Consider the following 24,870-nt stretch of genomic DNA (forward strand, 5'->3'; position numbering starts at 1 on the left):
ACTGAGCCGCGAGGCATCAGCGCCGCCGGATCGCCCATGGTGCGGGCACGCACGACGGCGGGGATGGCGGCGGTGCCGCTTCGCGATCAGCTACTCCTGCGCCTTGCCACCGGTGATCCGGGAGACGACGAGCGCGATGAGGATGATGGCACCGTTGAGCGCGCCGATCCACTGTGCCGGTACGCCGGCGAGGGTCAACACGTTCTGGATCATGAAAAGCAGCAGGATGCCGGTGAACGCACCGAACATCGTGCCCTTACCGCCGTTGAGGCTGACGCCCCCGATCACCGCCGCGGCGAAGACGGTGAAGATGGCACCGTTGCCCTGAGAGGCGGCGACGGAGGCGAGGCGGCCGGAGAGCATCAGGCCGCCCAGGGCTGCAAGGACGCTGGCGCCGGTGAGGGCGATCCAGAGCACCCGGTCGGTGCGGATGCCGGCCGCCTTGGCGGCGTCGACGTTGCCGCCGATGGCGTAGAGGGACCGTCCGAAGTTGGTGTAGCCGAGCAGGATGATCCCGGCCGCGAACAGGGCGACGCAGAGCCAGATCGACGCGGGAATGCCGAACCAGATGGCGTTGCCGAGGTACATCATCGACTCGGGGAGGTTGAAGAAGGTCTGGCCACCGGAAATGCCGGTGAGCAGGCCGCGAAGGACGATGAGCATCCCCAGGGTGACGATGAAGCCGTGCAGGCCGAACCGGACGATCAGCGCGGCGTTGGCGATGCCGATGAGCGCGCCGACCGCGAGGGTGATCGGGATGCTCCAGGCGCCGGGTACGAGCCCGATGCCGTGTCCGGCGCCGACGGCGACCGTCATCCACGCGGCGACGCCCGGGGCGAGGCCGAAGGTGGATTCCAGCGACAGGTCCATTTTTCCGGTGACCAGGACGATGGTCTGGGCCAGCACGAGCAGCCCGATCTCCGCCATGGTCTGAACGATGTTGATCAGGTTGTCGGGTTGGAGGAAGACCGGGTTGACGATCTGCCCGACGATGGCGATGAGCACGATCGCCGGCACCAGCGCGAGGTCCCGCAGCCGGGCGACGGTCAGCTTGCCGGCGGGCCGGCGAGGTGCGAGGCCGGCCGGGACGGCGGGGCCGTCGGCGGCCGTGTCAGGTACGGTCCGGGTCTCAGACATCGGCGGTAAGTCCCTCCATTGCGGCCACGATGTCGTGGTCACGCCAGCCGCTTGGCATGTCGGCGACGATGCGGCCCTGGAACATCACCAGGACGCGATCACAGATGCGCAGGTCGTCGAGTTCGTCGGAGGCGACGACGAGGCCGGTGCCGGAATTGGCGACCTCGTCGACCTTGTCGAGGAGGAACTCTTTGGACCGTACGTCCACGCCCGCCGTGGGCGTGATGAGGACGAGTACGCGGGGGTCGTTCGCGAGTGCGCGTGCCATGACGACCTTCTGTTGGTTGCCGCCGGAGAGTCCGGAGACGGGCAGGTCCGGTCCGGGCGTCTTGATGGCCAGATCGTCGATCAGGGTGTTGGCGATGGCGTCGCGGCGGCGAGTGCTGATGAAGCCGGCTGACCCGAGCCGCTCCGGGATGGTCATGGTGGCGTTGTCGGCGATCGACATTCCGGTGACCAGCCCCTGGTGGTGGCGGTCCTGGGGCACGAATCCCACGCCGCTTGCCAGGGCGGCGCGGACGTCACCCGCTCGGGGCTGCCGGCCGGCGATCAGAACGGTCCCGGTGTCTGGCGCGCGGAGTCCGACGATCGTTTCGGCCAGCTCGGTCCGCCCGCTGCCGCCGGAGCCGGCGATGCCGACGATTTCGCCGGACCGGACCTGGAAGGTCACGTCGTCGAACACCCCGTCGAGGGAGAGGGCGGCCACGTCGAGCACCACCTCGGGGTGCCCGGCCGGGGCCGTCCGGGAGCGCGGGGCATCGAGCGCGGTGGCTTCGCCGGTCATCGCGGCGACGAGATCGTTGCGCGGAAGCTCGGCGACCGGAGCGGTGACGATGTGCCGGGCGTCGCGGAACACCGTCACCATGTCGCAGATCTCGTAGATCTCCTGTAGGTGGTGGCTGATGAACAGAAACGTGACGCCCTGGCTCTGCAGCTCGCGGATGTGGTCGAAGAGCCGGGCGATCGCGCTGGCGTCGAGCTGTGCGGTCGGCTCGTCGAGGATGATGAACCGGGCACCGAACGACAGCGCCCGGGCGATCTCCACGAACTGGCGCTGCTCGACGCTGAGCTCCTTGGCCAGGGCGTCGACGTCCACGTCGACAGACCAGCCGGCCAGCAGGTCCCGCGCCCGGTGGCGAAGCCTTCGCCAGCTGATCAGCCCGCTGCGGTTCCGGTCGTACCGGTTGATCAGCAGGTTCTCGGCCACGGTCAGCTGGGGGATGATTGTCGACTTCTGGTAGACGCAGGCGACCCGCTGCCGCCAGCCGTCGCGGTCGGACAGCCGGGGTGCCGGCTGCCCGAAGAACCTGATCTCTCCGGAGTCGGCGGGCTGCAGACCGGTCAGGATCGAGACCAGGGTGGACTTGCCGGCCCCGTTACGGCCGACCAGGGCGTGTGTCTCGCCGCTGCGTACGGTGATCCGCGCATGGTCGAGCGCCACCGTCGACCCGTACCGCTTGGTGATGTCGGTCGCCTCGGCCACGGGCGGGCCCGCTGGGGCCCGCCCGTCGTCGCCCGGGGCGGATGGCGAGCGTGTCGACGCCTTCCCGTTGCCGCTCATGTTCCGGTTTCTCCTCCGCGGCTGGTCAGCCGATGTTGTTGCCCCAGAGGGAGCTGTCATCGGGCTTGAGGCTCGGTACGCCGCCGTAGGTTCCGCCGTCGAGGGTCACCAGTGGTGCGGAGAGCTGGTCTTCGAGCACCCCGTCGCGTACCTGGATGATCGTGCTGTCGTGGTCGGTCGGGCCCGGCTGGAACGTCCTGCCCTCGATGGCCGCCTTGAGGTAGTAGAGCGCGTACTTGGCGTAGAGATCGGCGGGCTGCGAGACGGTGGCGTCGATGTTGCCCGCGCCGATCTCCTGTAGCTCCTTCGGGATGCCGTCGTTGGAGACCACGAAGACGTGCTTCGGGTCGGTCGGCGCGGTGAGCAGACCGCGTTGCTTCAGCAACTGGAGCGTCCCGGCCAGGGCGAAGCTGGACTGCATGTAGACACCCTTGATGTCCGGGTGCTCGGTGAGCCGGATCTGCAGCTTCTGCGAGGCGATAGCGCCGTCCCAGTTCGTCGCCTCGCCGAAGACCCTGATTCCCGGGTAGTTCTTCTTCATGCACTCGCTGAACGCCTCGGTGCGGTCCCGGCCGTTGACCGAGGCCAGGTCGCCCTGGAGCATGACGACCTTGCCGGCGCCGTTGAGCTTGGTACCCAGGAACTGGCACGCCTTTTCGCCGTAGGCGCGGTTGTCGGCGCGGACGACCATGAACACCTTGCCCTGGTCGGGCCGGGTGTCGATGGTCACGACCGGGATCTTCTTGCTGGCCAGGGTCTGCAGGGCGGGTGCGATCGCGGCGGTGTCCTGCGGCGCCATGGCGACGCCCTTGACGCCCTGGCTGATGAAGGACTGCACGTTGGAGATCAGCTTCGCCACGTCGTTCTGGGAGTTGGTCGTCTTCAGGTCCAGCCCGAGTTCGGTGGCGAACTGCGGGGTGTACTTGATGTAGGAGTTCCAGAAGTCGGTGTCCGACCGCGGGTAGTCGACGCCGACCACCGCGGCGGCGCCGCCGTCACCGGTGGCGTTGTCGCTGCCGGCGCATCCGGTCAGCAGTGCGACGGACATGGCGACGGCCGCGGTCACGGCGATGGGTCTACGGTTCATCACGGCTCCTATGTGAGAGATGCCCGGACGTGAGGTTTCGAGGGTGCTTGCCGGTGGGCTGGCCGAGGGGCCAGCCCGGGACACGGCTGCCGGTCGCGCCGATCCTCCGGCTCACCGGCCGACCGACCAGGGTGTGGTTGCCGACTGCGGACCGTTCGGAAAGCGGTACTCCGCGATCGACCCGGGATGCATCCGCGCGCCGATGCCCGGGTTCAGTGGTGCCGCATAGTGGCCGTTGCGGACGACAACGGGATCGACGAAGTGCGAATGGAGATGGTCGACGTACTCGATCACGCGACCGTCGGTGCTGCCGCTGACGGCGACGTAGTCGAACATCGCCAGGTGCTGCACCATCTCGCACAGGCCGACGCCGCCGGCGTGCGGGCAGACCGGCACCCCGAACTTGGCGGCGAGCAGCAGGATCGCGACGTTTTCGTTCACCCCGGCGACGCGGGTGGCGTCGAGTTGCAGGATGTCGATGGCCTCGGCCTGCAGCAGTTGTTTGAACATGACCTGGTTGTGGCAGTGCTCGCCGGTGGCGACCTTGATCGGCGCGACCGCCCTGCGGATCGCGGCGTGCCCGAGTATGTCGTCCGGCGAGGTGGGTTCCTCGATCCAGTACGGGTCGTACGGCGCGAGGGACTTCAGCCAGGCGACCGCCTGGTCGACTCCCCACGCCTGGTTCGCGTCGATGGCGATCAGGATGTTCGAGCCGACCGCCTCCCGGGCCAGGGCCAGCCGCCGTACGTCGGCGTCATTGTCCGCGCCGACCTTCAGCTTGATCAGGCCGAAGCCGTCACGTACGGCCTCTCGGGACAGCCGGACAAGCTTGTCGTCGGTGTAGCCGAGCCAGCCCGGTGTGGTGGTGTACGCCGGGTATCCGTTGTCGAGCAACTGCCGCTGGCGCTGCGCCCGTCCCGGCTGCGCGCGCTGGAGGATCTCCAGTGCCTCCTCGGGAGTGAGGACGTCCCGCAGATACCGGAAGTCGATCAGGCTGACGAGTTGCGCTGGCGGCATCTCGGCCAGCAGGCGCCACAGCGGTTTGCGTTCCCGGCGCGCGTACAGGTCCCAGATCGCGTTGACGATCGCGCCGGCGGCCATGTGGATGGCGCCCTTGTTCGGGCCGAGCCAGCGCAGCTGGCTGTCGCCGGTCAGTATCTCCGAGAAGCCCCGCAGGTCGGCGAGGACGTCCCCGACCGGCAGCCCGATGACCAGGGGGGCCAACGCCTGGATCGCGGCCACCTGGACGTCGTTGCCGCGTCCCACGGTGAAGGCCAGGCCGAACCCTTGCTGGCCGGTACTGGTGCGCACGGTCACGTAGGCCGCCGAGTAGTCCGGTTCCGGGTTCATCGCGTCCGAGCCGTCGAGGCCGGAAGAGGTGGGAAACCGGACGTCGACCGCGTCGACCGCGCTGATCACCTCGGTCATGGCCGTCCGCCCCGCCCACTCGCTGGCCCTGCCGGCCGGGGTGCTGCCGTCCGCGATCTCACGTCGCCCAGTGAACCGTCTGACATGGGATGTCTTTATAGCCGTCCTCGTGGTTCACGTCTAGACACAGATCGGAAACAGGGGCTCCGGCAGCAACTTCAGCGTGTCGCGCGGGAGCGTGCGCTGGATCGACGGAAGTCCTCGTGTCCAGACATGGGATCACCTTGCTAGGGTTGCCTGCACGGGCCATCCACAACCCGCTGACCACTGCGGGAGACCACCAAGGGGTCGAGACATGTCGCTGACCGACAGGGCGATGACACGCCTCCGCGAGCTGATCCAGTCGGGGGAGCTCCCGCCCGGCTCCAGGCTCCCGCCGGAGCAGCAGCTCGCCACCGAGCTGGGGGTGGGACGCAACATCATGCGCGAGGCGGTACGCGCACTGGTGGCGGCCCGGGTGCTGGAGGTGCGACGGGGTAACGGCACCTTCGTCACCAGCCTGCAACCGCGGGTGCTGCTGGAAGGCATCGGCGGCGCGGTCGAGCTGCTCCAGGGCGACACCATGCTGGAGCTCACCGAGGTGCGGCGGCTGTTCGAGGCCGCGGCGACCGGCCTCGCCGCCACCCGCATCTCGCCGCGGCAGCTCGCCGAGGTCAAGGACCACCTGGAAGCCATGCGCGCCGCGGCTGACGATGTGGAGCTGCTCAACCAGCACGACCTCGCCTTCCACCGCGCGGTGGTAGCCGCAACCGGCAACGAGACGCTGTCGACCGTACTTGACGGCATCTCCAGCCGGACCCTGCGTGCCCGGGTGTGGCGCGGCCTGGTCGACGCCGACGCCGCCGGGCGCACGTTGCGCGAGCACGAGGCGATCTACCTGGCATTGGCCGCCGGGGACGCTATCCAGGCCCAGGCGGCCGCCCTGATGCACATCACCACGACCGAGAACTGGTTACGTACCCGCCTGCCGGAGGAGCGCTGAGCCACGTGCGGGCGGGCGTGCCGAAGCCGCCTGGCGGTCCGGGGACTCGTCGGTCAGTGTGGCTGTGGCCCTGGCCCGGGCAACGGCTCATCGTCCGCCAGCGCGTAGAGAGATTCCTCGACCCCGGCCAGATGGTTCGCCATCCGGATCCGGGCCCGTTCCGGATCACGCGCCGCGAGCGCTCGCCAGATCGCCAGGTGCTCCTCATGGGTACGGCGGTCGGCGCCCTCCTCGTGCAGGCTGCGCCACAACCGGCCGCGGACCGTGCGCCCGGCGAACGCGTCGATGAGCCCCACCAGGACCGGGTTACCGCTGTGCACCGCGATGATCCGGTGGAAGTGGATGTCGATCTCGATGATCCGTTCGTGGTACCGCGGCGCCTCACCCGCGATTCGGGTCGCCTCGTCCAGCAGCTCGCGGGCCTGGAGGAGTGCCTCGTCGGGGATCCGGGTCGCGGCCAATCGGGCGGCCTCGCACTCCAGCACCCGACGAATCGTATGCACGTGCCGTGCGTTGCCCCGGCCTTCGAGGTCGACCACGAAGCCCAGTGGAGCCAGCAACTGGGTGACGTCGAGCTTCGTGATGTACGTCCCGTCTCCCTGGCGGGTGTTGACCACGCCGAGCAGCGACAACGCCGAGATCCCCTCGCGCAGCGAACTGCGCGAGACCCCCAACGACTCGGCGAGCTCCTTCTCGACCGGCAGCCGATCCCCGGGTTTGAGCACCCCCTCCAGGATCATCCGCTTGATGCTGTTGATCACTTCGTCAGTGCGAGACATGCCACCGTCACCTTTCGGTGTGCTTTGGTGAGCACACGATCGATAGTCCCGCCTTGCGGGGGGACGGTCCCGGTCTGATCGACTGACGTCGTGCCGGGTTCACGCTTCACAGCCACCTGCCCGCGTACGCGGGTCTTACGGTCGGCTCCACGTGCCGCCACCGGGCCACTCCCGGCGGTCGCCGCGGCGAGGGCGGCGCGGCACGGCGGACGCGGGCCGTCATAGGAACCGATGCGGCAGGCGGGACGGTGGCGGGCGGGTGGAGGGCCCGCCGAGTGGGTGTTGATGCGACCAGGTGGCGGATTCTAACCGACCGGGCACCGACGGGCGGGCGCGCCTGCGCGCGGCGGTACCCGCAGCAGTGCGAAGCGAACGACGGATACATCTGATCTCTTCTCACCGGGAGCCAAGATCGCCCCAACCTCCGCTGGTGCCGCTGACGATGAGGGATCGCGGGCTGTCTACATATCTACAGCTCACGGGCGGATGGTGGCAGTCGACGGCCCTCAGCGTTCTTCGCTTGGACACATTGACTGTTGCAAGTATGTAACTTAACGTGTGATGACTGATGCGGCTGCCCACCGCGAAACCTCCGGGAGGATCCGCCACGATGTCCTCGTCAACGTTTCGGTTCACGCGCCGCAGCCTTCTCGTTACCGCCGGGATGACCGGAGCCGCCGCGGCCACCGGTCCGTGGAGGGTCGGCGAGGCCCACGCCACCGAAGGTCCGAGCAGCTACACGCCGACCTGGTCGTCGGTCGACCAGCATCCACCGGCGCCGGAGTGGTTCCAGGACGCCAAGTTCGGCATCTACTACCACTGGGGCGCCTTCAGCGTTCCCGCGTTCGCCAATGAGTGGTACCCGCGGAACATGTACTTCAGCGGATCGAACGAGAACAACCACCACCGGAGCGTGTACGGCGACCCGTCGACCTGGCCGTATCACAACTTCATCAACGGCGGTAGGGACCGGGCCGGAAACTGGGTGCAGTTCGCGCCGCGGCTGAGGTCCGCCGGCGGCAACTTCGACCCGGACGAGTGGGCGCAGCTCTTCGCCGATGCCGGCGCCAGGTTCGCCGGGCCGGTGGCCGAACACCACGACGGCTACTCGATGTGGAACAGCAGGGTGAACGAGTGGAACTCCGTCGCCACCGGACCCAGGCTCGACCTGCTGCGCCTGCATGCCGACGCCATCCGTTCCAAGGGCCTCAGGTTGCTGGTGTCCCTGCACCACGCGTACAACTTCACCGGCTTCTACGAGCGGGTGCCGACGCAGTCGACGGCCAGCCTCCGGAAGCTGTACGGGCAGCTCAGCGCCGCCGAGGAGCAGCAGCTCTGGTACGACAAGCTCAAGGAGGTCATCGACGGCTACCAGCCCGACATCATCTGGCAGGACTTCAACCTGCCCCGGATCGACGAGTCGCGGCGGCTGGACTTCCTCTCCTACTACTTCAACCAGGCCGTGGCGTGGAACAGGGACGTGGTCACCACCTACAAGGACGGTCTCAACAACCGTGGATCGGTGTACGACTTCGAGCGCGGCGGTCCGGCGGACATCCAGCATCCCTACTGGCTGACCGACGACAGCATCTCCAGCTCCAGTTGGTGCTACACCCAGGGCATCGGCTACTACTCGCTCAACGCCATGCTGCACTCGTTGATCGACCGGGTCAGCAAGAACGGCAACATGCTGCTCAACATCGCACCGATGGCGGACGGCACCATCCCGGCCGGGCAGCGCACGATCCTGCTCGGCATCGGTGACTACCTGCGCCGGTTCGGTGAGTCGATCTACGCCACCCGGGCCTGGACCGCCTACGGGGAGGGCCCGACACAGATGGGTGGGGGCTCCTTCGTCACGCCGCGGGCGGGGACCAACCGGGACATCCGGTTCACCCGCAGCAAGGACAACCGCGTCCTGTACGTCACCGTGCTGGGCTGGCCGGGCGGCACCCTGAACGTCACGACCTTGAGCTCGAACCGGATCAACCTCGGTACCCTCTCCACGGTGCAGTTGCTGGGTTCCTCCGCCGGCTCGTACCTCAACCTGCCCAGCCCCACCCAGGATGGCTCCGGCCTGCGCATCACGATGCCCGGGAGTGCTCCGTTCAGCGCCCCGGCGTACGTGGTGAAGCTGACCTTCTCCGGCCAGATCCCCGCACTCGGCGGGGGCAGCACCCCCACCGGCTGGGTGAGGATCACCAACGTCACCACCGGCCTGGTGCTCGACAGTGGCGGCAGTGTCGCCTCCGGTTCGATGCTCAAACAGTGGAACTACGACGGCAGCACCAACCTCCAGTGGCAGTTGGTCGACCTGGGCGGCGGCTATTACCGGCTGGTCAACCGCACCAATGGCATGGTCGCGGACAGTTGGGGCGACAGCAGCAACGGCGCGACCGCGAGGCAGGCGCCGTGGAACGGCGGCAACAACCAGCAGTGGCGGCTGAACAGCGTCGGCAGCGGCCGTTTCCAGATCATCAACCGCGGCACCGGCACCGCACTCGACAGTGGTGGCGACGCCACGGTCGGTTCGAGGGTGAAGCTGTGGGCGCCGGATTCCAGCACCAACCTCCAATGGACCATCGCCGCGGTCTGACCCCGCGACGCCACGGACGGGTCCGGGGGAGAGCGGCTGTCTCGCCCGGGCCCCGGTGGCTGCGCTGTCGCACCGATTGACAGTAGATAGATGGACGCTAATATGCTGGAGCCGGTTCGGCGTGCTCTGGGTTGGCGAGTGGCGGGAGTCTCTGGTGGGTGTTCAACGACGGCGCGGGCTCGCGTCGGCCACGGCCATCGGTGCGGTCGGATCTCTCCTGGTGGCGGGGCTTCTGCCCGCACCGGCCGTCGCCGGCCCGGCGGTCGCCGTCGGGCTCACCCTGTCCGTGGATGTCTCCACCGCCCGGCATGCGATCAGTCCGGATGTCTACGGCATGAACGGCGGTGATCCCGCGCTCGTCGCCGAGCTCGGCATGCCGGTGGCGCGCTGGGGCGGCAACGCGAGCAGCCGCTACAACTTCAGGAACCACACCTACAACACCGGCAGTGACTGGTACTTCGAGAACATCGTGGCCGGGCCGGACAACACGGTCGAGGCGTTCGTCCAGCGCAACCGGGACCGCGGGATCAAGCAGGTGGTCACCGTGCCGTTGATCGGGTGGGTGGCGAAGGACTCGCCCCAGTCACACCCGTTCGCCTGCGGGTTCCCGGCGACCCGCTTCCCGACCCAGGACGCGTTCGACCCGTGGGACCCCAACTGCGGCAACGGCCGGCTCGACGACGCGAACCTCGCCGGTGCGGTACCCACGGACACCTCGATCCCGGCGGACGCGTCGTTCGCGGGTGAGATGGTGTCGCATCTGGTGGACCAGTTCGGCCGGGCAGCGCGGGGCGGTGTGTCGATCTACCAACTCGACAACGAGCCGGTGCTGTGGAGCTCGACGCACCGTGACGTGCACCCCGAGCTCGTGACCTACGACGAACTGGGCAGCAAGGGCACGGCGACCGCTGCGGCGGTCAAGGCCGCTGATCCGAGCGCGGCGGTGCTCGGCCCGTCGGGCTGGGGTTACTGCGAGTGGGTGGCGTCCGGGCTGGACGGGTGCGCCCCGGGTGCGGACGCGGCCGCGCACGGCGGGCTCAACCTGTCCCAGTGGTACCTGAAGAACATGAAGGACTTCAGCGACGCGCACGGCGGCAAGCGCTTCCTCGACTACTTCGACCAGCATTACTACCCGCAGATCAGCGGCGGCAAGGACCCGGAGGCCAACGCGCTGCGGTTGCGGTCCACCCGGTCGCTGTGGGACCCGACGTACGTCGAGGAATCGTGGATCGGCCCCGGCGGTGTCAACGCGCCGCCGCTACAGTTCATCCGCACGATGAAGGCGTGGGTCGCGCAGTACTACCCCGGCACGAAGGTCGCGATCACCGAGTACAACTGGGGCGCGCTGGACGACATCAACGGTGCGCTGGCACAGGCCGACGTACTTGGAATCTTCGGGCGCGAGGGCCTCGACCTGGCCACCATCTGGGGCGAGCCCAAACCGACGGATCCCGGCGCGTACGCGTTCCGGATGTACCGCAACTACGACGGAGCCGGAAGTCGGTTCGGCGACGTGAGCGTATCGGCGGTCAGCAGCGACCAGGGACAACTGGCGGTCTATGGTGCGCAACGCTCGTCCGACAAGGCACTGACCGTCATGGTGATCAACAAGACGGGCGACGATCTGACCTCACGGTTGTCGGTCGCCGGATTCAACGGCAAGGGCAAGGTGCAGCGTTTCACCTACAGTCCCGCCGATCTCACCTCGATCGCGCGTGGGGAGGATCTCCGGGTGAGGGGCGGCAGCGTCACCGCAACGTACCCGGCGAACTCCATCACGCTGCTGGTCCTGCCGAAACACCGACACTGAGCCGAGATCCCCACCCCTGCACGCCGTCCGACAGGCAGGTCTACGCGCACGGAATCGGCTGCACCGTCGAGCCTCGCTCACTGCTGGAAGTACTCCGACATCAGGTGGCTGACCCAGGCCGGCTGCCGGACGTTCTCCGGCAGGAACTCGATCATCGTCGGCTTCAGGTCGATGACGGGGGTGCCCGAGACCGCGTCGAGGCCGACCACCGTCAGTTCGCGGCCGCGCACGGATTCGATCGCGCAGCACGTCACCCCGATGCGGTTCGGTCGACGGGGAGCGCGGCCGGCGAAGATGCCAACGGGCGGTAGGTCGGTGCGGCCGCGACTCGGGCGCGGCTCGCGGAAGTCGTCGTGCTCCGGAAACCGGTCGAAGATGAAGAGCACATCGACGTGGGAGAAGCCCTCCAGCCCCTGCAGGCACGCGTCGCCGAAGCGCTCGTCGATGATGATCGTGCTGCGGACGGCGCCCCAGTGGTCGGTGTGCTGGACCTCCGTCCTGTCGTTTCGGACCGTACCGATCGGGGTGATTTCGAAGCTGGGCATGGAGAGAGGCTGTTCCCTTCGGTGGAGGCGATCCTCGGCCGGAGCGGGTGACCCGTGGTCACGCCCTCTTGGTGAGACCCGCGAACTCCTAGCGACACTAGATTCCGTAGCGACAATAGGCTGCTTCTGACAGGATGTCTAGCATTGCTAGTCGCTGATCGTGCCGTGGGGCGGTCGGTGCTGGGCCAGGGAGGCCTTCCCGACCGGGTTGGATATTGCTGGAAATCAATATAGGCTGCGAACGTTCCCAGCCTGCAACCTCCACTCTGCCCGAGGAGTTGAAACATGTCGCGGCGGCGTTGTCGCCCGGCCACCATGCTGGCCGGCCTGCTCGTTCTAGCGCTGTCTGCGCTCCTGTTGCCACCGACCTCGGTGGCCGGCACGGTCGCGACCGGCACCTTCCACCCGCGCGCGGTGCCGCTCACCGAACTGACCGTGGTGTCGGAGCAGGTGGCCTTCGGGCTGCGGCGTCCGATCGCGATCACCGGGCTGCCGGACGGCCGGATGCTGATCGCGGAGAAGGACGGCACCGTCCGCGCCTACCACCCCGACACCGGCTTGGCGGCCGAACCGGTACTCGACCTGACCGCCCGGATCGACACGTCGGACAACGAGCGCGGCCTCCTCGGCATCACGCCGGCGCCGAACTTCGCCCGGACCGGGATCCTCTACGTGGCCTACACGAGCCTGCCGGCCGGCACGCTGACCCTGGCGCGAGTGCCCATCACCGCTCCTGAACGCTTGCAGGTGCTGCTCACCCAGGAGCACGCCGAGTACGGCAACCACAACGGCGGACAGGTGGCGTTCGGCCGCGACGGCTACCTCTACTGGTCTCTCGGCGACGGCGGCCACGCGAACGACCCGTTCAAGTCCGGTCAGAACCTTGGCACCCTACTCGGCAAGATCGTGCGGATCGACGTCAACCGCACCTGCGGGGCGAAGCCCTACTGCGTGCCCTTCGACAACCCGTTCGTCCGCGCTCCGGGCGCCCGGCCGGAGATCTGGCTCTACGGGCTGCGCAACCCGTGGCGGTTCTCCTTTGACCCGGTCGACGGCTCGCTCTGGATCGGTGACGTCGGCCAGGGCCTGGTCGAGGAGATCAACCACATCCGCCCGTGGCAGGGTGGGGCGAACCTCGGCTGGTCCTGCCGGGAGGGCACCCCGGTCTTCGACCAGCAGCAATGCCGGCCGGGTGTGCGGTACACCGACCCGGTCTTCGAGTACGACCACTACAACGACAACTGCTCGGTGATCGGCGGCGTGGTGTACCGGGGGTTCAAGACCCCCGAGGCGTGGGGTACCTACGTCGCGAGCGACTACTGCTCGACCCGGGTGTTCGCCCTGCGACCCAAGTCCGACGGCAGCTACGAGTCCGCCACGATCGGCAACTTCCCCACCCAACCCACGGCGATCGGCACCGACGTGCACGGCGAGCTGTACGTCCTCAGCGACCTCCCGGGATGGCTGAACCGGGTGCGGTTCGAGCGGGTCCAACCAGCCTCCGGCGGCGGGGCGACGAACCGCTGAACCCCGGGGGCCATCGCACCGCATCCGCGAGACGCGGGGTGGCAGCATGCAGGGCGTACACCACGAAGGCCGTTCACCCCGGTCACCTTGGCGGAGAGACCGCGTGGTGTCAGCTGATGTGCACTGCGACGTACTTCGTCTCGAGGTACTCCTCGATGCCGACCCGTCCGCCCTCGCGACCGTAGCCGCTGGCCTTCACACCCCCGAAGGGCGCGGCGGCGTTCGACAGCACCCCACGGTTGAGGCCAATCATGCCGACCTCCAGGTGTTCGCTGATCCGCACCGCCCGATCGAGGCTACGGGTGAAGAGGTACGCGGCGAGCCCGTACTCCGAGGAGTTGACCGTAGCGGTGACCTCCTCGTCAGTGTCGAAGGTGCTGATCGGCGCGACCGGCCCGAAAATCTCCTCCCGCAGAAGCGTGCTGTCCGGCGGAACGTCAGCGAGCACGGTCGGCTGGTAGAAGTACCCAGGCTGGCTGGGGCTGGCGCCACCGTGCAGGAGGCGGGCACCGTCCCGGATGGCCGTGTCGACCAGGTTGGCAACCTTCGCCACAGCGTTCCGGTCGATCAGCGGACCCAGGTGCACGGACTCGTCCGCGCCGCGACCGACGACGAGGGCGGCGAAGCGTTCGGCGAGTCGGTCGGCGAAGGGTCGTGCCACGGATTGCTGCACGTAGAAACGATTTGCTGCGGTGCACGCCTCACCGTTGTTGCGGAGCTTGGCCTTCATCGCCTCGTCCAGGGCGTGGTCGAGGTCCGCGTCGTCGAAGACAATGAACGGCGCGTTGCCGCCAAGCTCCACCGACACTCGCAGAAGCTGGTGTGCCGCCTGCTCGACGAGCTTCTTCCCGACGGCTGTGGAACCGGTGAAGGAAAGCTTGCGCAGTCGCGGATCGGCGATGAGCGGGGTCGTGAGCTGCTGTGGAGAGGAGGTGGGTAGCACCGAGAGCACGCCGTCGGGCAGTCCCGCGTCCGCCAGGATCTGGGCGAGGGCGAGCATGCTCAGCGGTGTCTGGCTGGCGGGCTTCACGATCATGGTGCAACCTGCGGCCACCGCTGGGCCAATCTTCCGGGTGCCCATCGCGAGCGGGAAGTTCCACGGGGTGATGAACAGGCACGGGCCCACCGGCTGCTTCATCGTCCACAGGCGGGTCTGGCCGTCCGGTGCGATGGCCCAACTGCCCGCGATGCGGACGGCCTCCTCCGAGAACCAGCGGAAGAACTCGGCCGCGTAGAGCACCTCGGACCGGGACTCGCTCAGCGGTTTGCCCATCTCCAGCGTCATCAGCAGGGCGAGCTCGTCGGCCTTGCCGACCATCGCCTCGTACGCCGCGCGCAGAATCTCTCCGCGGCTCCGTGGAGGGGTCACTGCCCAGTCGGCCTGAGTGGCCACCGCGGCGTCGAGGGCCCGGGCCCCGTCGGTCGGCGTCGCGTCGGCGACTTCGGCAATGACGAGCCCGGTAGCTGGGTCCTCCACGGACAGAGTCGCCCCGCCCGAGGCCTCCACCCAGGCGCCGGCCAGGAAAAGACCCTTGTGGATCGTGTCCACCACCGACTGCTCGGCCGGGGCCAGCGGCCCGGCACCCGGCTCAGTCATTCCTCCTCCTTGGCGGCCAGTTCCTCGGCAAGGATCGGCACGGCCGTTGTCGCGGCGTGGAAGCCGATCACGCTGGCTATCTCCATGACCTCGAGGATCTCGCCGGCCGTGGCTCCGTACCCGATTGCGTTCTTCATGTGCAGCTTCAGGCCGGGCACGTACAGGTGCGTGGCGGCGGTGTCGAAGGCGATGTAGACGAACTCCTTGACCTTCGGCTCCAGCGTGCCGTTCTTCCACGGGACGGAGGAGAACTCGGTGTACGCCTCGAACAGTTCCGGGTCGAGTTCGAGCATCTCGTCCCAAAACTCGTGCCAGTACCCGCGATTGGCCGTGAACTCGGCCTTGAGTTGCTTCTGGTGCTCGGTGAGCATCGCGGGTCCGGCACGCAGCCCGGCCTCCTCGAGCACCTCGACCAGCAGCGGCACGCCGATGTTCATGCTATGGATCCCAAGCGTGCTCGTCAGCTCGATAACCTCCATAATCTCTTGGGCTGTCGCACCGTGGGAAAGTGCGGCTCGGATGTGCTCGCGGATGCCGGGTTCGTACAGGTGGGTGGCCGCCGCATCGACGGCGACGTAGATGAGTTCCTTGGTCTTGGCGTCGAGATGGTTCTTCCGCCAGGGTACGGCGGAGAAGTTCAGATAGGCGGCGAGGAAATCGGAGTCAAGGTTGAGAAGGGTCTCCCATACCGGCCCCCAGGTGCCACGCACTTCGATGAACCTGTTTTTGAGCTTTTTCTGTTCAGCGGTGAGCGACATATATTACCAATCCCTTTGCCCGTGCTGTGCGCGAGCGAATAGGCCGTCCGTTCAACGGGCGGGACGGCGCAGATTACTCAAACGACGCGAATATGGTCTGTGCTGCGGAACGGACGTGGTCGGCGCACAGCGCGGAGGCTCGTTCCGCATCATTTGCCTCAATTGATTCGACGACTGCCCGCAGCTCGGCGACGGCCCCTGCCCGGCGTCCGGACTGGGACAGCGACTGCGCCCGCAGGACCTGCACCTGGCTCTGGATGCCTTCCAGCAACTGCTTCAGCACGTCGCTGCGAGCGCCGGCGATGAGGCTGTAATAGAACTTGTCCTTGGCGATCAGGACCTCCACGACCTCTGCCTGGCTCGCAGACACCTCGGCGAAGTGGTCGAACGCCTCGCGCAACCGCTGGACATCCTGGGGGGAGGCACGGTGGACGAACCGCTTCACGATCAGTGACTCGAGCCCTGCTCGGACGTCGTACAGGTCCTCGGCCTCGGATCTCGACAGGGTCCTGACCACTGCCCCCTTCTGGGGAATGGTGATGATCAATCCCTCAGCCTCGAGTTCTCGCAACGCCTCGCGGACGGTGGTCCGGGAAACACCCAGACCCTCCACGAGCTCCCGCTCCACCAGGCGCTGGCCCGGCTTCAGCCTGGCTTCGAGGATGGCTTGCCGCACGGCGTCTGTCACCTGTACCCGCAATGGGGCGGCGGTGCGTTGCACGGACGCCGACGTCCAAGACTGGGCCAGGCTCATGAGTTCCTCTTCAATTGCTCGACGTTTTGTCTGACAGTATTCTAGCCAGGCAGATTTGAGTGGTCGGTGCCGGCGACACACCGAGCCACCTCGGTGTGATCGGCGGCTGGACCCAGTTGCCGGTCAGCGCGAGCCCAATGCTCGATCGCCGCCTCTCCCAGGGTGCTCGCCAGACCGACCTGGCGGGCGAGGTCGGCGGCGATTCGCATGTCCTTGAGCATCAGGCGCAGGGTGAAGCCGGAGTCGTACGTTCCGGGCAGGATGAAGTTGGGCCACTTGTTCTCCGTCGACCCACTGCGTCCGCTGGAACCGTTAATGATCTCAAGCATCACCCTCGGGTCGAGCCCGAACCTCTCGCCGGCGAGGATAGCCTCGCTCGTCACCCACAGGTGAGTCGCCGAGAGCAGGTTGTTCAAAGCCTTCACGGCGTGGCCAGCGCCCACCGGGCCGGCATGCTTGACGGTGCCCATGTGCTCCAGAAGGCCCCGGGCCCGTTCCACCTGGGTGGGTTCGCCCCCGACCATGATGGTGAGCGTGCCCGCCCGGGCTCCCTCGACCCCGCCGGAGACCGGGGCGTCGACGAGATGGACTTCGTCATCCTTGCTGAGGTCGCTGGCCAGTTCCCGGGTCCGTTGGGGTTCGGAGGAACTCATGTCGATCACGAGGGCACCCTGTTCGAGTACGCCCCGGATCTGCGATATCACGGCATCGACCGCTTTGGAGTCAGGAAGCATGAGGATGACGACGTCGCTGCCGGCAGCCGCCTCGGCGGCAGCGGGAAACGTCTGCCCGCCTGCGGTGGTGAACCTCGCGCGTGCCGTCCCAGAGAGGTCGAAGCCCCGGACCGCTACCCCGGCCGCCAGCAGTCGAGATGCCATCGGCAGGCCCATGGCCCCGAGCCCGATGAAGACCACCGACCTGTCACTCATCGCCGCGTAGCTCCTTCAGGACCCGCTCCGCCACGCGGAACGACTCCAGCGCAGCCGGCACCCCGACGTAGATGGCGGCCTGCATGAGGGTCTCCTGAATCTCCTTCTCGGTGATCCCGTTGTTGACCGCACCCCGCACATGGACGCCGAGTTCGTGAGAGCGATTGAGGGCGGTCAGCATCGCCAGGTTCAGCAGGCTCCGGGTCTTACGCTCCAGACCGTCGCTGGACCACACCCCGCCCCAGCAGTACTCGGTGACGAATTCCTGGATGGGCCGCGAAAACTCGGTGACGTTGCCCAGGGACCGGTCGACGTGATCCGCCCCGAGCACCTCCCGTCGCACCTTGAGCCCTTGCTCGTACGACTCCTGGTGGGTGCCGTTCGCCGTCATCTTGTCGTGCTCCCTTCAGTTCAGGCCGAGGAGGTTGCGGTGGTGGGGTAATCACCGTCGGCCACAGGCTCGGCCCACTCGGTCCTGCCGAGCGAGATCGCGGTGTGGGTGAGGAAGGAATCCGGGGCGCCACCGTGCCAGTGGCGCTCCCCGGCAGGAACCCAGACGGTGTCTCCCGCCCGGAGCACCTCGGGTTGCCCACCGGCGGTGCAGATCAGGCCGCGGCCGGCGACAACCTGGAGAATCTGCCCGTGTTCGTGCGTGTGCCAATACGTCCGGGCGCAGGGCGAGAACGTGACCGTATTGATCGTCACGCCATCCGTCGCCGGCATGGTCAGGTAGTTCCACACGCTGCCGGTGAACCTCGAGCCGGGCTTGCCGGCGGTGCCGGCCTGCTCGGCGGCCCTGGTGATCTTCATGCTGCCTCCTTCTGATCGTGCAGGCGGATGCCGCCGGAGACGTCGCCGATGGCGTCCACCACCGTGTTGCTGATCTGCTCCGCGTACCCCAGGGCCTTGGCGAGGCCGAACGCCGCAAGGGGACCGGAGGAGTGCAGGCTCGCCACGCCCAGTCCCGCGACGAGGTCGATGTAGGCCATGACGTCCTTGAGCATCAAGGTGTTCGTCAGGCCGCCCTTGAGATAGTCACCATGGATTATCTTCGGAAAGCGGTTCAGGGTGGCGAAGTTGACGCCGGAGCTGGAGTTGAGGACGTCGAGCAGGACCTGCAGGTCCAGGCCCGCCTTCTTGCCCGCGACCATGACTTCGGCGGTCGCCGACAGCGCGATCGCGTTCAGGAAGTTGTTCAGCAACTTCGCCGCGTGCCCGGCGCCGGTACTCCCGAGATGGAAGATCTTCGCCGCGAGGTGCTCGAGCACGGGCCGTACCTGGTCGAGCGGCTGCTCCTCACCGCCGACCATGAGGGTGAGCTCGCCCTTTTCCGCGGCGGCTGCACCGCCGGAAACGCCGGCATCCACGTAGGCCACCCCCCGCGCTGCGAGGAGGCCGTGAATGTGGCGGGTGGAGGCGGGATCGGAGGTGCTGAGGTCGACGATGATCTGGCCTTCGCGGGCCGCGTGAACCGCCCCATCAGGGCCCAACATGACCGCCTCCACCACCCGGCTGCTGGGCAGCGACAGCAGAACGACTTCGGTGTTGCGGACGACGTCAACGGCAGATGCCGCAGTGTCCGCCCCGGCCGCCGCTATCCGCACCGCCTGGGTGTCGAACCCGAGCACCTCCACGCCGCCCTGAACCAGGCAGCGGGTCATCCGTCCGCCCATGTTGCCTAGGCCGATGAAGCCCACGCGCTGTCCGGTCACTGTTGCACCCCTTGCGTGAAGTCGCCGCCGTACAACGCGCGGTCCAGTGTGGCCGTGTCCCAGGCACCCGCGCCGCTGGACGGTCGGAGCGTGTTCAGCCAGGACGCTCCACCGTCGGCCGACACGACCTGACCGGTCAGGTACGACGCGTCGTCGCTGAGCAGGAAAGCCACCACCGCCGCGATCTCCTCCGGCCGGCCGGCACGCCGCAGCGGGGTGGTCGACGCCCGGCGCACCATGTCGCTCTTGCCACCGACCATCGATCCAGCCGCCCCGAAGAGTTCGGTCGGGACGATGCCCGGCGCCACCGCGTTGACCCGGATGCCCAGCGGGCCACCGTAGACCGCCGCGCCACGCACCAAGCCGACCACGCCGTGCTTGGAGGTCTGGTACGCCAGCAGGTCGGCGCTCCCGCCCAGACTCGCGATTGACGCGGTGACCACTATGTGCCCGACCGAGCGTCGCCGCCGGAACTGGCGGAAGGCGGCCCGGACGCCAAGGAACTGCCCGCGTACGTTCACCGCGCAAACGCGGTCGAAGTCTTCGACGGTCACGTCCGGCAGGGCGGCGAAACTGCCGAAGATGCCGGCGTTGAGGTGGAAGAGGTCCACCCGACCGAACGCCGCCACCGCCTCGGCCATGTACCGCTCGACGTCACTCTCGCTCGAGACGTCGGCGGTGACCGCGATCGCTTCGGTCGGAAGCGATTCCGCCACGTGCCGGGCCGAGTCTCCGTCGATGTCGACGACGACGATCCTCGCACCCTCGGCGGCCAGACGCTCCGCAGAAGCCCGACCGAGGCCCCCAGCGGCGCCGGTCACCAACGCCACCTTCCCGGCAAGCCGGGAGGACTTCCCTGCTGCTCCGTTCCCTTGCACGCCATCTGAAGCCTTGAACGGCCCGTCAGGGGACACAGATCCACCTCATCCGATCGTTCCCACCAAACCTGACAACTCACCCTCGCTGGTTACCGTCAGACGATCCAGCGTGCCCGGGTCGTGGCCGGGTACGAGGATGGCGTCCTCATCCGCGACCATTTGTTTGATCCGGTCGAACCCGGCGTACATCGCCGGCAGGTCACTGACGAAGGCGAAGGGGATATCGCGCTCGATTTCTTCGAAGTAGTGAATCGCGTCGGAGGCGAGGAGGACGATGCCGTCGGCCGTGCTCACCCGTACGATGCACTGGCCCGGGGTGTGTCCACCGACCTCCAGCAGTTCGATGCCCGGGGCGAGTTCCAGTCGACCGTTGAAGGTGCGTGTCCGCCCCTCGTCGCGTGCCTTCACCAGGTCGTCGATCTCCCTGAACTCCACCGAATGTGCGAACTGCTTGCGGAAACGCATCTCGCTGGTCCAGAACTGCAGCTCCGCCTCGGTCAGGACGATGTCGGATTCTGGAAAGAGGTTCAGGTTGCCGATGTGGTCGTAGTGAGCATGGGTGACCACGACGGTTGGCCGCGACTCGCCGCGTACGCCGAGCGCCTCGAAGGCTCGCCAAGGATCGACGAGGAATGTCCTGCCCCGTTTCTCGCCGCCGTCCCGGGAGAAGCCGGTGTCGATCACAAAGGTGCGGTGTTCGTTTCGGACGATCCAAAAGAAGTAGTCCATGTCCAGGTCTTCGTCCGGATGCCCGTAGATCGGGTAGTTGAGGTAGACCTCGCTCTTTCGCGCGGACCGGGTGCCGAACTTGACGACGAGTACCTGGTATCTGTCTGAAGTCATCCGGTTTTCCTAGACACGACGGTCGGCATAGCGCTCACCCTGGTAGGGCCAGGGCTCGGACATGTCGGCGGCGGTGGGGTACCAGCCGTAGAAGACCTCCTTGGATTCGGCGAAGAAGGAGGTGATTCGGCGCTCGATGAGCCACCCGGCGGTGCTCCTGACATACGCCACGTCGTAGGCGCCCGAACTGTTGCGAATCGAGACGCGCCCGTCCACGATCCCGATGGCCCGGTACTGGAAGTGGACCCGACACGAGGCCGTGTCCCCGTCGATGTCGAACCTGGGCGTCATCATGTAGTGGATTCCGTGCCACGGCTGCTCGTTGCAGAACTTCGCGAGGTTCTCACGACCCGCAATGAAGTTGCCCGCCTGGCCGTCCATCACTCGCGCTTGGTAGATGCCTTCCTCGGTGAAGAGGTTGGCCCACTCCTCCCCGTGCCGTCCGTCGTAGGTGGGCGCGTAAGAGCCTTCGATTCGCAACAATGCCAGCGTGTCGGCGGTGAGATCAACTGCCGCTTCCTGCGTCACCTCTGTTGTCCTTCCTGGTAGACGATGTTGACGATTGCGTGTACGTGTCTCGGCCACCGTGGTCAGACCCCGACGGTGCTCCTAAGTTCCTCCATCGACTCACCCGTCACCTCTCCGGTCCCCACGACCTCACCCTTGACCAGGGCCACGTAGCGGCGTGCCAGGCGCGAGACAAGCCTCAGGTTCTGCTCGATCAGGAAGAGCGCCGTCCCTGTTTCGCCGATGGAGGCCAACGCGGCGATGACTTCGTCGATCGCAACCGGGGACAGACCCTCCGTCGGCTCGTCCAGCACGAGCACCCGGGGGTTGGACATCAGTGCCCGGCCGATGGCGAGCATCTGCTGCTGTCCACCGCTGAGCGCATGACCGTTGTAGCGCGCCCGCTCGGCGAGGATGGGGAAGAGCTCGTAGACGGACTGGAGGTTCCACGGCCCCTTCCGGGCATGTGCGGCGCCGAGGAGGAGGTTCTCCTCGACCGTCAGGTTGGAGAGGATGCGCCGGCCCTGCGGACAGAGCGCGATGCCTGCCCGAGACGCGTGGTATGCGCGGGTGGGCCTCAGCGGCTCACCGTCGACGAAGATCGAGCCTTCGACGCGAGGGATCCCGTACAACGCCATCGCGAGGGTGGACTTGCCGGCTCCGTTCCGTCCGACGAGGGCAACCGCTTCACCGCTCTCGATCGACAGGGAGACGTCCCGGAGGACCTGCGCCGGCCCGTAGAACGCCGATACCGTGTCAAGGGCCAGGACCGCGCTCATTCTTCCCTCCCCAGGTAGGCGTCTCGCACACCGTGGTCCTGCCGCACCTCTGCGGGGGACCCGGACATCAGGACGCGGCCCAGGTTGAGAACCGTGATGTCATCGCAGATCTCGAACACCGCATCCACGTCGTGCTCGATGTAGAGCACCGCCATGTCGCGCTCCTGGGCCAGATGTCGGATGAAGCGCGCCAGCTCCAGGCTCTGCGAGCGCGACAGCCCCGCCCCTGGCTCGTCCGCCAGGAGCACCGCCGGCCGGCCCACCAGCGCCATCCCGATGTCGACCCGTCGTTGGTCGCCGTACGAGATCTGTCCGCACCTGCGGTCCAGCAGTGGCTCCAGCCCCAGGGCGACGACGAGCTCGTCGACGCTCTCGTCGCGCAGCGTGTGGCCGACCAGCTCGAAGTGAGCCCGGACGGTGAGGTCGGGAAAGACACTGGTTCGCTGGAACGATCGCGCGATGCCGTGGCGACGCCGCCAGGTGATCGATCGGCCGGCCACGTTCTCCCCGTTGTACATGATCGACGCCTTGCCGCCGCGTCGACGCCCGGAAACCACGTCGACGAACGTCGACTTGCCGGCGCCGTTCGGCCCGATCACTCCGTGGACGCGGCCGCGCTGGAGGTCCAGCCCTACGTCTTCGAGCGCCGTCACACCCTTGAACCGGACGGTGACGTCGCGAACCGTAAGCACCAACTGTTTCTCACCGCCTCAGTTCGTCCTGGCTAGGTCCACCGGTGGTAGGCGGCGTTCTCGGTGTCGGGTCCACTGCTCCTGCAACGATCCGACCACTCCTGCCTTGCCGAAGACCATGACGAGGATGACCGCGATACCGACGTACAGCTGCCATTCGTTTCGACCACCCGAAACGAGCATCGCGTTGCCGAGGGTGTAGATGAGCGCGCCCCACAGCGGACCGGACGCAACCCAGCAGCCACCGATGAAGGACACGATCAGCGCATTGCCCGAGGTGGTCCAGGCGAGGACGTCGAGGGACAGGAAGGAGTTGTAGAGGGCGAAAAGCAGACCCGCGATGCCGGCAACCAACGCCGAAACGAGGTAGGCGGCCAGGACCGGAAGGTAGGTATTGGAGCCGTTGAACCTGACCCGCTCCTCGTTCTCGCGGATCGCCTCGAGGAGCTTCCCGAAGCGGGAGCGTCCGATGAGACCCAGGGCGATGAGGGCCAGCGCCACCACCGCCCAGCAGATGATCCACATGGTGACCGGGTCGGAGAAGTCTCGGGCGGTGAGGCCGAGCAGCGTGCCGTTCATGCGCACCGGCAACCCGTCGTCGCCACCGGTTACCGAGCGGGTCTGGGTGAGCCCTGCGAGCGTGAAGACGAACTGTCCAAACGCCAGGGTGAGCATGGTGAACGCAATGCCGCGGGACCTTACGAGGAGACTGCCCACCGCCAGCGCTACCGCCACCACCACACCGAGCGCCAGCATCAGCGCCGGTACGATCTCGAGGCCCCCGTGCGTGCTGAGCGCCCCGAAGGCGTACGCCGCGCCACCGAAATAGAGCGCGTGCCCCAGGCTGACCATGCCCAGACGCCGGATCAGGAACGCCACGCCCAAACCGAAGACGCCCAGGATCGCAGCGTTGACGAGCAGATGGCGCTGGTACGGGCCGGTCACGACCAGTGGAACGAGAAAGCCGATCGCCACCAGAGCGACGTTCACCACCCACTTCGCCCGAAGGCGCGGCCTGCCCGGTCGGGAATCGGCACCCCCAGAGACCTCTTCCGCCCTGGTACGTGGCCCCATCGAGTCCTCCGACGTCAAGGTCATGTCTCAATCCTTCCTGCGATGCCGCGCGGATGGACGATCAGAACGACGATCATCACCACGTACGGCGTTAGCGCGGACCAGCCGGGGAGGTTCACGTCGCCGGCCACCTGAATGAGGCCGAGCGCGATGGCCGCGATCGCCGCTCCGCCGATGCTTCCCAGGCCACCGACGGTCGTGACGATCAGCGCGATGACGAGGATCCGCGCGCCCATGTCGATGCTCACCGTGGCGTAGGGAGCGACCAGGACCCCGGCCACGCCCGCCAGGCCGAAGCTCACGGCGGCGACGACGGCGTTGAGCCTGTCGGTGTTGACTCCGGCGACGCCGGTCATCTCCAGGTCGCGGCTTGCGGCCCGGACGTGCAGGCCCATCTTCGAATAGCGCAGCCAGGAGGCGATGCCGATCGCCACGGCAAGGCTGAAGATGATGATGAAAAGCCGGTACGACGGGTAGGCGTCACCCAGCACGCTGACGGACCTGTCGAAGGGTGCCGGCGGATCAAGCGCCTTGGGCTGGGTCCCCCAGACGATGACGACGATGTTCTCGATGACCAGCGCGCCGCCGTAGGTGATGATGGCCAACTCGATGGGATCTCGGCTCCGCAGGAACCTGAATGCGCCCCTGTCTACCAGGTAGCCGACCAGCGCCAGGACGATTGGGACCGTCACCAACGCGAGCCAGAACGAGACCGCCGAGCTGAGGGAATAGGCGGTGTAGGCGCTGAACATGTACAGCGCGCCGTGACCAAAGTTGAAGACGCCGCCGAGCCCGAAGATCATCGCGAGGCCGAGTGCGAGGATGAGCAGCAGCGAGCCATAGGCGAGCGCGTTCAGGAGCTGAATTGCCATGAGTGACCTCGCTTGGTAGAAGC

24 protein-coding genes are annotated in these 24,870 nt (G+C 67.3%); 4 read left to right on the plus strand and 20 right to left on the minus strand.

Annotation, left to right across the window (positions count from 1 at the left end; genetic code table 11):
- Positions 1 to 90 precede the first annotated feature (90 nt).
- The 4 genes from ABNF97_RS25195 to ABNF97_RS25210 form a co-directional block, all read right to left on the minus strand.
- Positions 91 to 1,137, minus strand: a complete 1,047-nt coding sequence (locus ABNF97_RS25195; RefSeq protein WP_130466109.1) for an ABC transporter permease subunit — start codon at positions 1,135 to 1,137, stop codon at positions 91 to 93.
- Positions 1,130 to 2,698: a sugar ABC transporter ATP-binding protein gene (locus ABNF97_RS25200; RefSeq protein WP_349340031.1), complete on the minus strand. Its 1,569-nt coding sequence runs from the start codon at positions 2,696 to 2,698 to the stop codon at positions 1,130 to 1,132. Before ABNF97_RS25200 ends, ABNF97_RS25195 begins: the two co-directional genes overlap by 8 nt.
- A gap of 25 nt (positions 2,699 to 2,723) precedes the next feature.
- On the minus strand, positions 2,724 to 3,785 hold the full coding sequence (locus ABNF97_RS25205) for a substrate-binding domain-containing protein (protein ID WP_130463679.1): 1,062 nt from the start codon (positions 3,783 to 3,785) through the stop codon (positions 2,724 to 2,726).
- Positions 3,786 to 3,896: 111 nt separating this feature from the next.
- Complete coding sequence (locus ABNF97_RS25210) at positions 3,897 to 5,213, minus strand: enolase C-terminal domain-like protein (protein WP_130463678.1); 1,317 nt, start codon at positions 5,211 to 5,213, stop codon at positions 3,897 to 3,899.
- A 295-nt stretch (positions 5,214 to 5,508) separates the two neighbouring features.
- Here ABNF97_RS25210 and ABNF97_RS25215 point away from each other — a divergent pair, with 295 nt between their 5' ends.
- Positions 5,509 to 6,195: an FCD domain-containing protein gene (locus ABNF97_RS25215; RefSeq protein WP_130463677.1), complete on the plus strand. Its 687-nt coding sequence runs from the start codon at positions 5,509 to 5,511 to the stop codon at positions 6,193 to 6,195.
- Between the two features lie 53 nt (positions 6,196 to 6,248).
- Here ABNF97_RS25215 and ABNF97_RS25220 read toward each other — a convergent pair whose 3' ends face one another.
- Complete coding sequence (locus tag ABNF97_RS25220) at positions 6,249 to 6,974, minus strand: FadR/GntR family transcriptional regulator (protein WP_349340032.1); 726 nt, start codon at positions 6,972 to 6,974, stop codon at positions 6,249 to 6,251.
- 664 nt (positions 6,975 to 7,638) lie between these two features.
- On the opposite strand from ABNF97_RS25220, the gene ABNF97_RS25225 reads away from it, so the two are divergent.
- Both ABNF97_RS25225 and ABNF97_RS25230 read left to right on the plus strand, forming a co-directional pair.
- Positions 7,639 to 9,570 carry an alpha-L-fucosidase gene (locus ABNF97_RS25225; RefSeq protein ID WP_349340033.1) on the plus strand — a complete coding sequence of 644 codons (1,932 nt, stop codon included), beginning with the start codon at positions 7,639 to 7,641 and terminating at the stop codon, positions 9,568 to 9,570.
- Positions 9,571 to 9,625: 55 nt separating this feature from the next.
- Entirely contained in the window at positions 9,626 to 11,380 is a 1,755-nt protein-coding gene (locus ABNF97_RS25230; protein ID WP_349340034.1) for a glycoside hydrolase family 44 protein, read from the plus strand.
- A 77-nt stretch (positions 11,381 to 11,457) separates the two neighbouring features.
- On the opposite strand, the gene ABNF97_RS25235 is transcribed toward ABNF97_RS25230, so the two are convergent.
- Positions 11,458 to 11,925 carry a TrmO family methyltransferase domain-containing protein gene (locus ABNF97_RS25235; RefSeq protein WP_130463674.1) on the minus strand — a complete coding sequence of 156 codons (468 nt, stop codon included), beginning with the start codon at positions 11,923 to 11,925 and terminating at the stop codon, positions 11,458 to 11,460.
- 285 nt (positions 11,926 to 12,210) lie between these two features.
- Here ABNF97_RS25235 and ABNF97_RS25240 point away from each other — a divergent pair, with 285 nt between their 5' ends.
- The gene (locus tag ABNF97_RS25240) at positions 12,211 to 13,452 is read left to right on the plus strand and encodes a PQQ-dependent sugar dehydrogenase (RefSeq protein ID WP_130463673.1); all 1,242 of its coding nucleotides are present in this window, start codon (positions 12,211 to 12,213) and stop codon (positions 13,450 to 13,452) included.
- Between the two features lie 109 nt (positions 13,453 to 13,561).
- Here the strand turns inward: ABNF97_RS25240 and ABNF97_RS25245 are convergent, their stop codons facing one another.
- The 14 genes from ABNF97_RS25245 to ABNF97_RS25310 form a co-directional block, all read right to left on the minus strand.
- Entirely contained in the window at positions 13,562 to 15,001 is a 1,440-nt protein-coding gene (locus tag ABNF97_RS25245) for an NAD-dependent succinate-semialdehyde dehydrogenase (protein ID WP_349340035.1), read from the minus strand.
- A 44-nt stretch (positions 15,002 to 15,045) separates the two neighbouring features.
- Positions 15,046 to 15,807 carry a carboxymuconolactone decarboxylase family protein gene (locus tag ABNF97_RS25250; RefSeq protein WP_349340036.1) on the minus strand — a complete coding sequence of 254 codons (762 nt, stop codon included), beginning with the start codon at positions 15,805 to 15,807 and terminating at the stop codon, positions 15,046 to 15,048.
- A gap of 73 nt (positions 15,808 to 15,880) precedes the next feature.
- Positions 15,881 to 16,561 carry a GntR family transcriptional regulator gene (locus ABNF97_RS25255; RefSeq protein WP_349340037.1) on the minus strand — a complete coding sequence of 227 codons (681 nt, stop codon included), beginning with the start codon at positions 16,559 to 16,561 and terminating at the stop codon, positions 15,881 to 15,883.
- Between the two features lie 41 nt (positions 16,562 to 16,602).
- Positions 16,603 to 17,490, minus strand: coding sequence for an NAD(P)-binding domain-containing protein (locus ABNF97_RS25260; RefSeq protein WP_130463670.1), 888 nt, complete (start codon positions 17,488 to 17,490; stop codon positions 16,603 to 16,605).
- Complete coding sequence (pcaC, locus tag ABNF97_RS25265) at positions 17,483 to 17,881, minus strand: 4-carboxymuconolactone decarboxylase (protein WP_130463669.1); 399 nt, start codon at positions 17,879 to 17,881, stop codon at positions 17,483 to 17,485. The genes ABNF97_RS25260 and pcaC overlap by 8 nt, the downstream gene beginning before the upstream one ends.
- A 20-nt stretch (positions 17,882 to 17,901) precedes the next feature.
- A complete protein-coding gene (locus ABNF97_RS25270; protein WP_130463668.1) occupies positions 17,902 to 18,300 on the minus strand; it encodes a cupin domain-containing protein in 399 nt (132 codons plus the stop codon).
- Positions 18,297 to 19,202 carry an NAD(P)-dependent oxidoreductase gene (locus ABNF97_RS25275; RefSeq protein WP_349340038.1) on the minus strand — a complete coding sequence of 302 codons (906 nt, stop codon included), beginning with the start codon at positions 19,200 to 19,202 and terminating at the stop codon, positions 18,297 to 18,299. Before ABNF97_RS25275 ends, ABNF97_RS25270 begins: the two co-directional genes overlap by 4 nt.
- Positions 19,199 to 20,080 carry a glucose 1-dehydrogenase gene (locus ABNF97_RS25280; protein WP_130463666.1) on the minus strand — a complete coding sequence of 294 codons (882 nt, stop codon included), beginning with the start codon at positions 20,078 to 20,080 and terminating at the stop codon, positions 19,199 to 19,201. The genes ABNF97_RS25275 and ABNF97_RS25280 overlap by 4 nt, the downstream gene beginning before the upstream one ends.
- 45 nt (positions 20,081 to 20,125) lie before the next feature.
- Positions 20,126 to 20,923: an MBL fold metallo-hydrolase gene (locus ABNF97_RS25285; protein WP_130463665.1), complete on the minus strand. Its 798-nt coding sequence runs from the start codon at positions 20,921 to 20,923 to the stop codon at positions 20,126 to 20,128.
- A gap of 9 nt (positions 20,924 to 20,932) precedes the next feature.
- Positions 20,933 to 21,451 (minus strand): nuclear transport factor 2 family protein, encoded by a 519-nt coding sequence (locus ABNF97_RS25290; protein ID WP_165436798.1) that lies wholly within the window; start codon positions 21,449 to 21,451, stop codon positions 20,933 to 20,935.
- Positions 21,452 to 21,513: 62 nt separating this feature from the next.
- Positions 21,514 to 22,209 carry an ATP-binding cassette domain-containing protein gene (locus tag ABNF97_RS25295; protein ID WP_130463663.1) on the minus strand — a complete coding sequence of 232 codons (696 nt, stop codon included), beginning with the start codon at positions 22,207 to 22,209 and terminating at the stop codon, positions 21,514 to 21,516.
- A complete protein-coding gene (locus ABNF97_RS25300) occupies positions 22,206 to 22,901 on the minus strand; it encodes an ABC transporter ATP-binding protein (protein WP_349340060.1) in 696 nt (231 codons plus the stop codon). The genes ABNF97_RS25295 and ABNF97_RS25300 overlap by 4 nt, the downstream gene beginning before the upstream one ends.
- Before the next feature lie 18 nt (positions 22,902 to 22,919).
- Positions 22,920 to 23,891: an ABC transporter permease subunit gene (locus ABNF97_RS25305; RefSeq protein ID WP_165436796.1), complete on the minus strand. Its 972-nt coding sequence runs from the start codon at positions 23,889 to 23,891 to the stop codon at positions 22,920 to 22,922.
- A gap of 104 nt (positions 23,892 to 23,995) precedes the next feature.
- Positions 23,996 to 24,847, minus strand: a complete 852-nt coding sequence (locus tag ABNF97_RS25310) for an ABC transporter permease subunit (protein ID WP_165436795.1) — start codon at positions 24,845 to 24,847, stop codon at positions 23,996 to 23,998.
- Between the last annotated feature and the right edge of the window lie 23 nt (positions 24,848 to 24,870).

The sequence above is a fragment of the Plantactinospora sp. B6F1 genome (genome assembly GCF_040120695.1).
Taxonomy (GTDB): domain Bacteria; phylum Actinomycetota; class Actinomycetes; order Mycobacteriales; family Micromonosporaceae; genus Plantactinospora.

Excerpts from the sequence above, each read along its gene's own strand:
- ABNF97_RS25195 (WP_130466109.1), bottom strand. The coding sequence starts at position 1,137 with ATGTCTGAGACCCGGACCGTACCTGACACGGCCGCCGACGGCCCCGCC.
- ABNF97_RS25200 (WP_349340031.1), bottom strand. The coding sequence starts at position 2,698 with ATGAGCGGCAACGGGAAGGCGTCGACACGCTCGCCATCCGCCCCGGGC.
- ABNF97_RS25205 (WP_130463679.1), bottom strand. The coding sequence starts at position 3,785 with ATGAACCGTAGACCCATCGCCGTGACCGCGGCCGTCGCCATGTCCGTC.
- ABNF97_RS25210 (WP_130463678.1), bottom strand. The coding sequence starts at position 5,213 with ATGACCGAGGTGATCAGCGCGGTCGACGCGGTCGACGTCCGGTTTCCC.
- ABNF97_RS25215 (WP_130463677.1), top strand. The coding sequence starts at position 5,509 with ATGTCGCTGACCGACAGGGCGATGACACGCCTCCGCGAGCTGATCCAG.
- ABNF97_RS25220 (WP_349340032.1), bottom strand. The coding sequence starts at position 6,974 with ATGTCTCGCACTGACGAAGTGATCAACAGCATCAAGCGGATGATCCTG.
- ABNF97_RS25225 (WP_349340033.1), top strand. The coding sequence starts at position 7,639 with ATGACCGGAGCCGCCGCGGCCACCGGTCCGTGGAGGGTCGGCGAGGCC.
- ABNF97_RS25235 (WP_130463674.1), bottom strand. The coding sequence starts at position 11,925 with ATGCCCAGCTTCGAAATCACCCCGATCGGTACGGTCCGAAACGACAGG.
- ABNF97_RS25240 (WP_130463673.1), top strand. The coding sequence starts at position 12,211 with ATGTCGCGGCGGCGTTGTCGCCCGGCCACCATGCTGGCCGGCCTGCTC.
- ABNF97_RS25250 (WP_349340036.1), bottom strand. The coding sequence starts at position 15,807 with ATGTCGCTCACCGCTGAACAGAAAAAGCTCAAAAACAGGTTCATCGAA.
- ABNF97_RS25255 (WP_349340037.1), bottom strand. The coding sequence starts at position 16,561 with ATGAGCCTGGCCCAGTCTTGGACGTCGGCGTCCGTGCAACGCACCGCC.
- ABNF97_RS25260 (WP_130463670.1), bottom strand. The coding sequence starts at position 17,490 with ATGAGTGACAGGTCGGTGGTCTTCATCGGGCTCGGGGCCATGGGCCTG.
- pcaC (WP_130463669.1), bottom strand. The coding sequence starts at position 17,881 with ATGACGGCGAACGGCACCCACCAGGAGTCGTACGAGCAAGGGCTCAAG.
- ABNF97_RS25270 (WP_130463668.1), bottom strand. The coding sequence starts at position 18,300 with ATGAAGATCACCAGGGCCGCCGAGCAGGCCGGCACCGCCGGCAAGCCC.
- ABNF97_RS25285 (WP_130463665.1), bottom strand. The coding sequence starts at position 20,923 with ATGACTTCAGACAGATACCAGGTACTCGTCGTCAAGTTCGGCACCCGG.
- ABNF97_RS25295 (WP_130463663.1), bottom strand. The coding sequence starts at position 22,209 with ATGAGCGCGGTCCTGGCCCTTGACACGGTATCGGCGTTCTACGGGCCG.
- ABNF97_RS25310 (WP_165436795.1), bottom strand. The coding sequence starts at position 24,847 with ATGGCAATTCAGCTCCTGAACGCGCTCGCCTATGGCTCGCTGCTGCTC.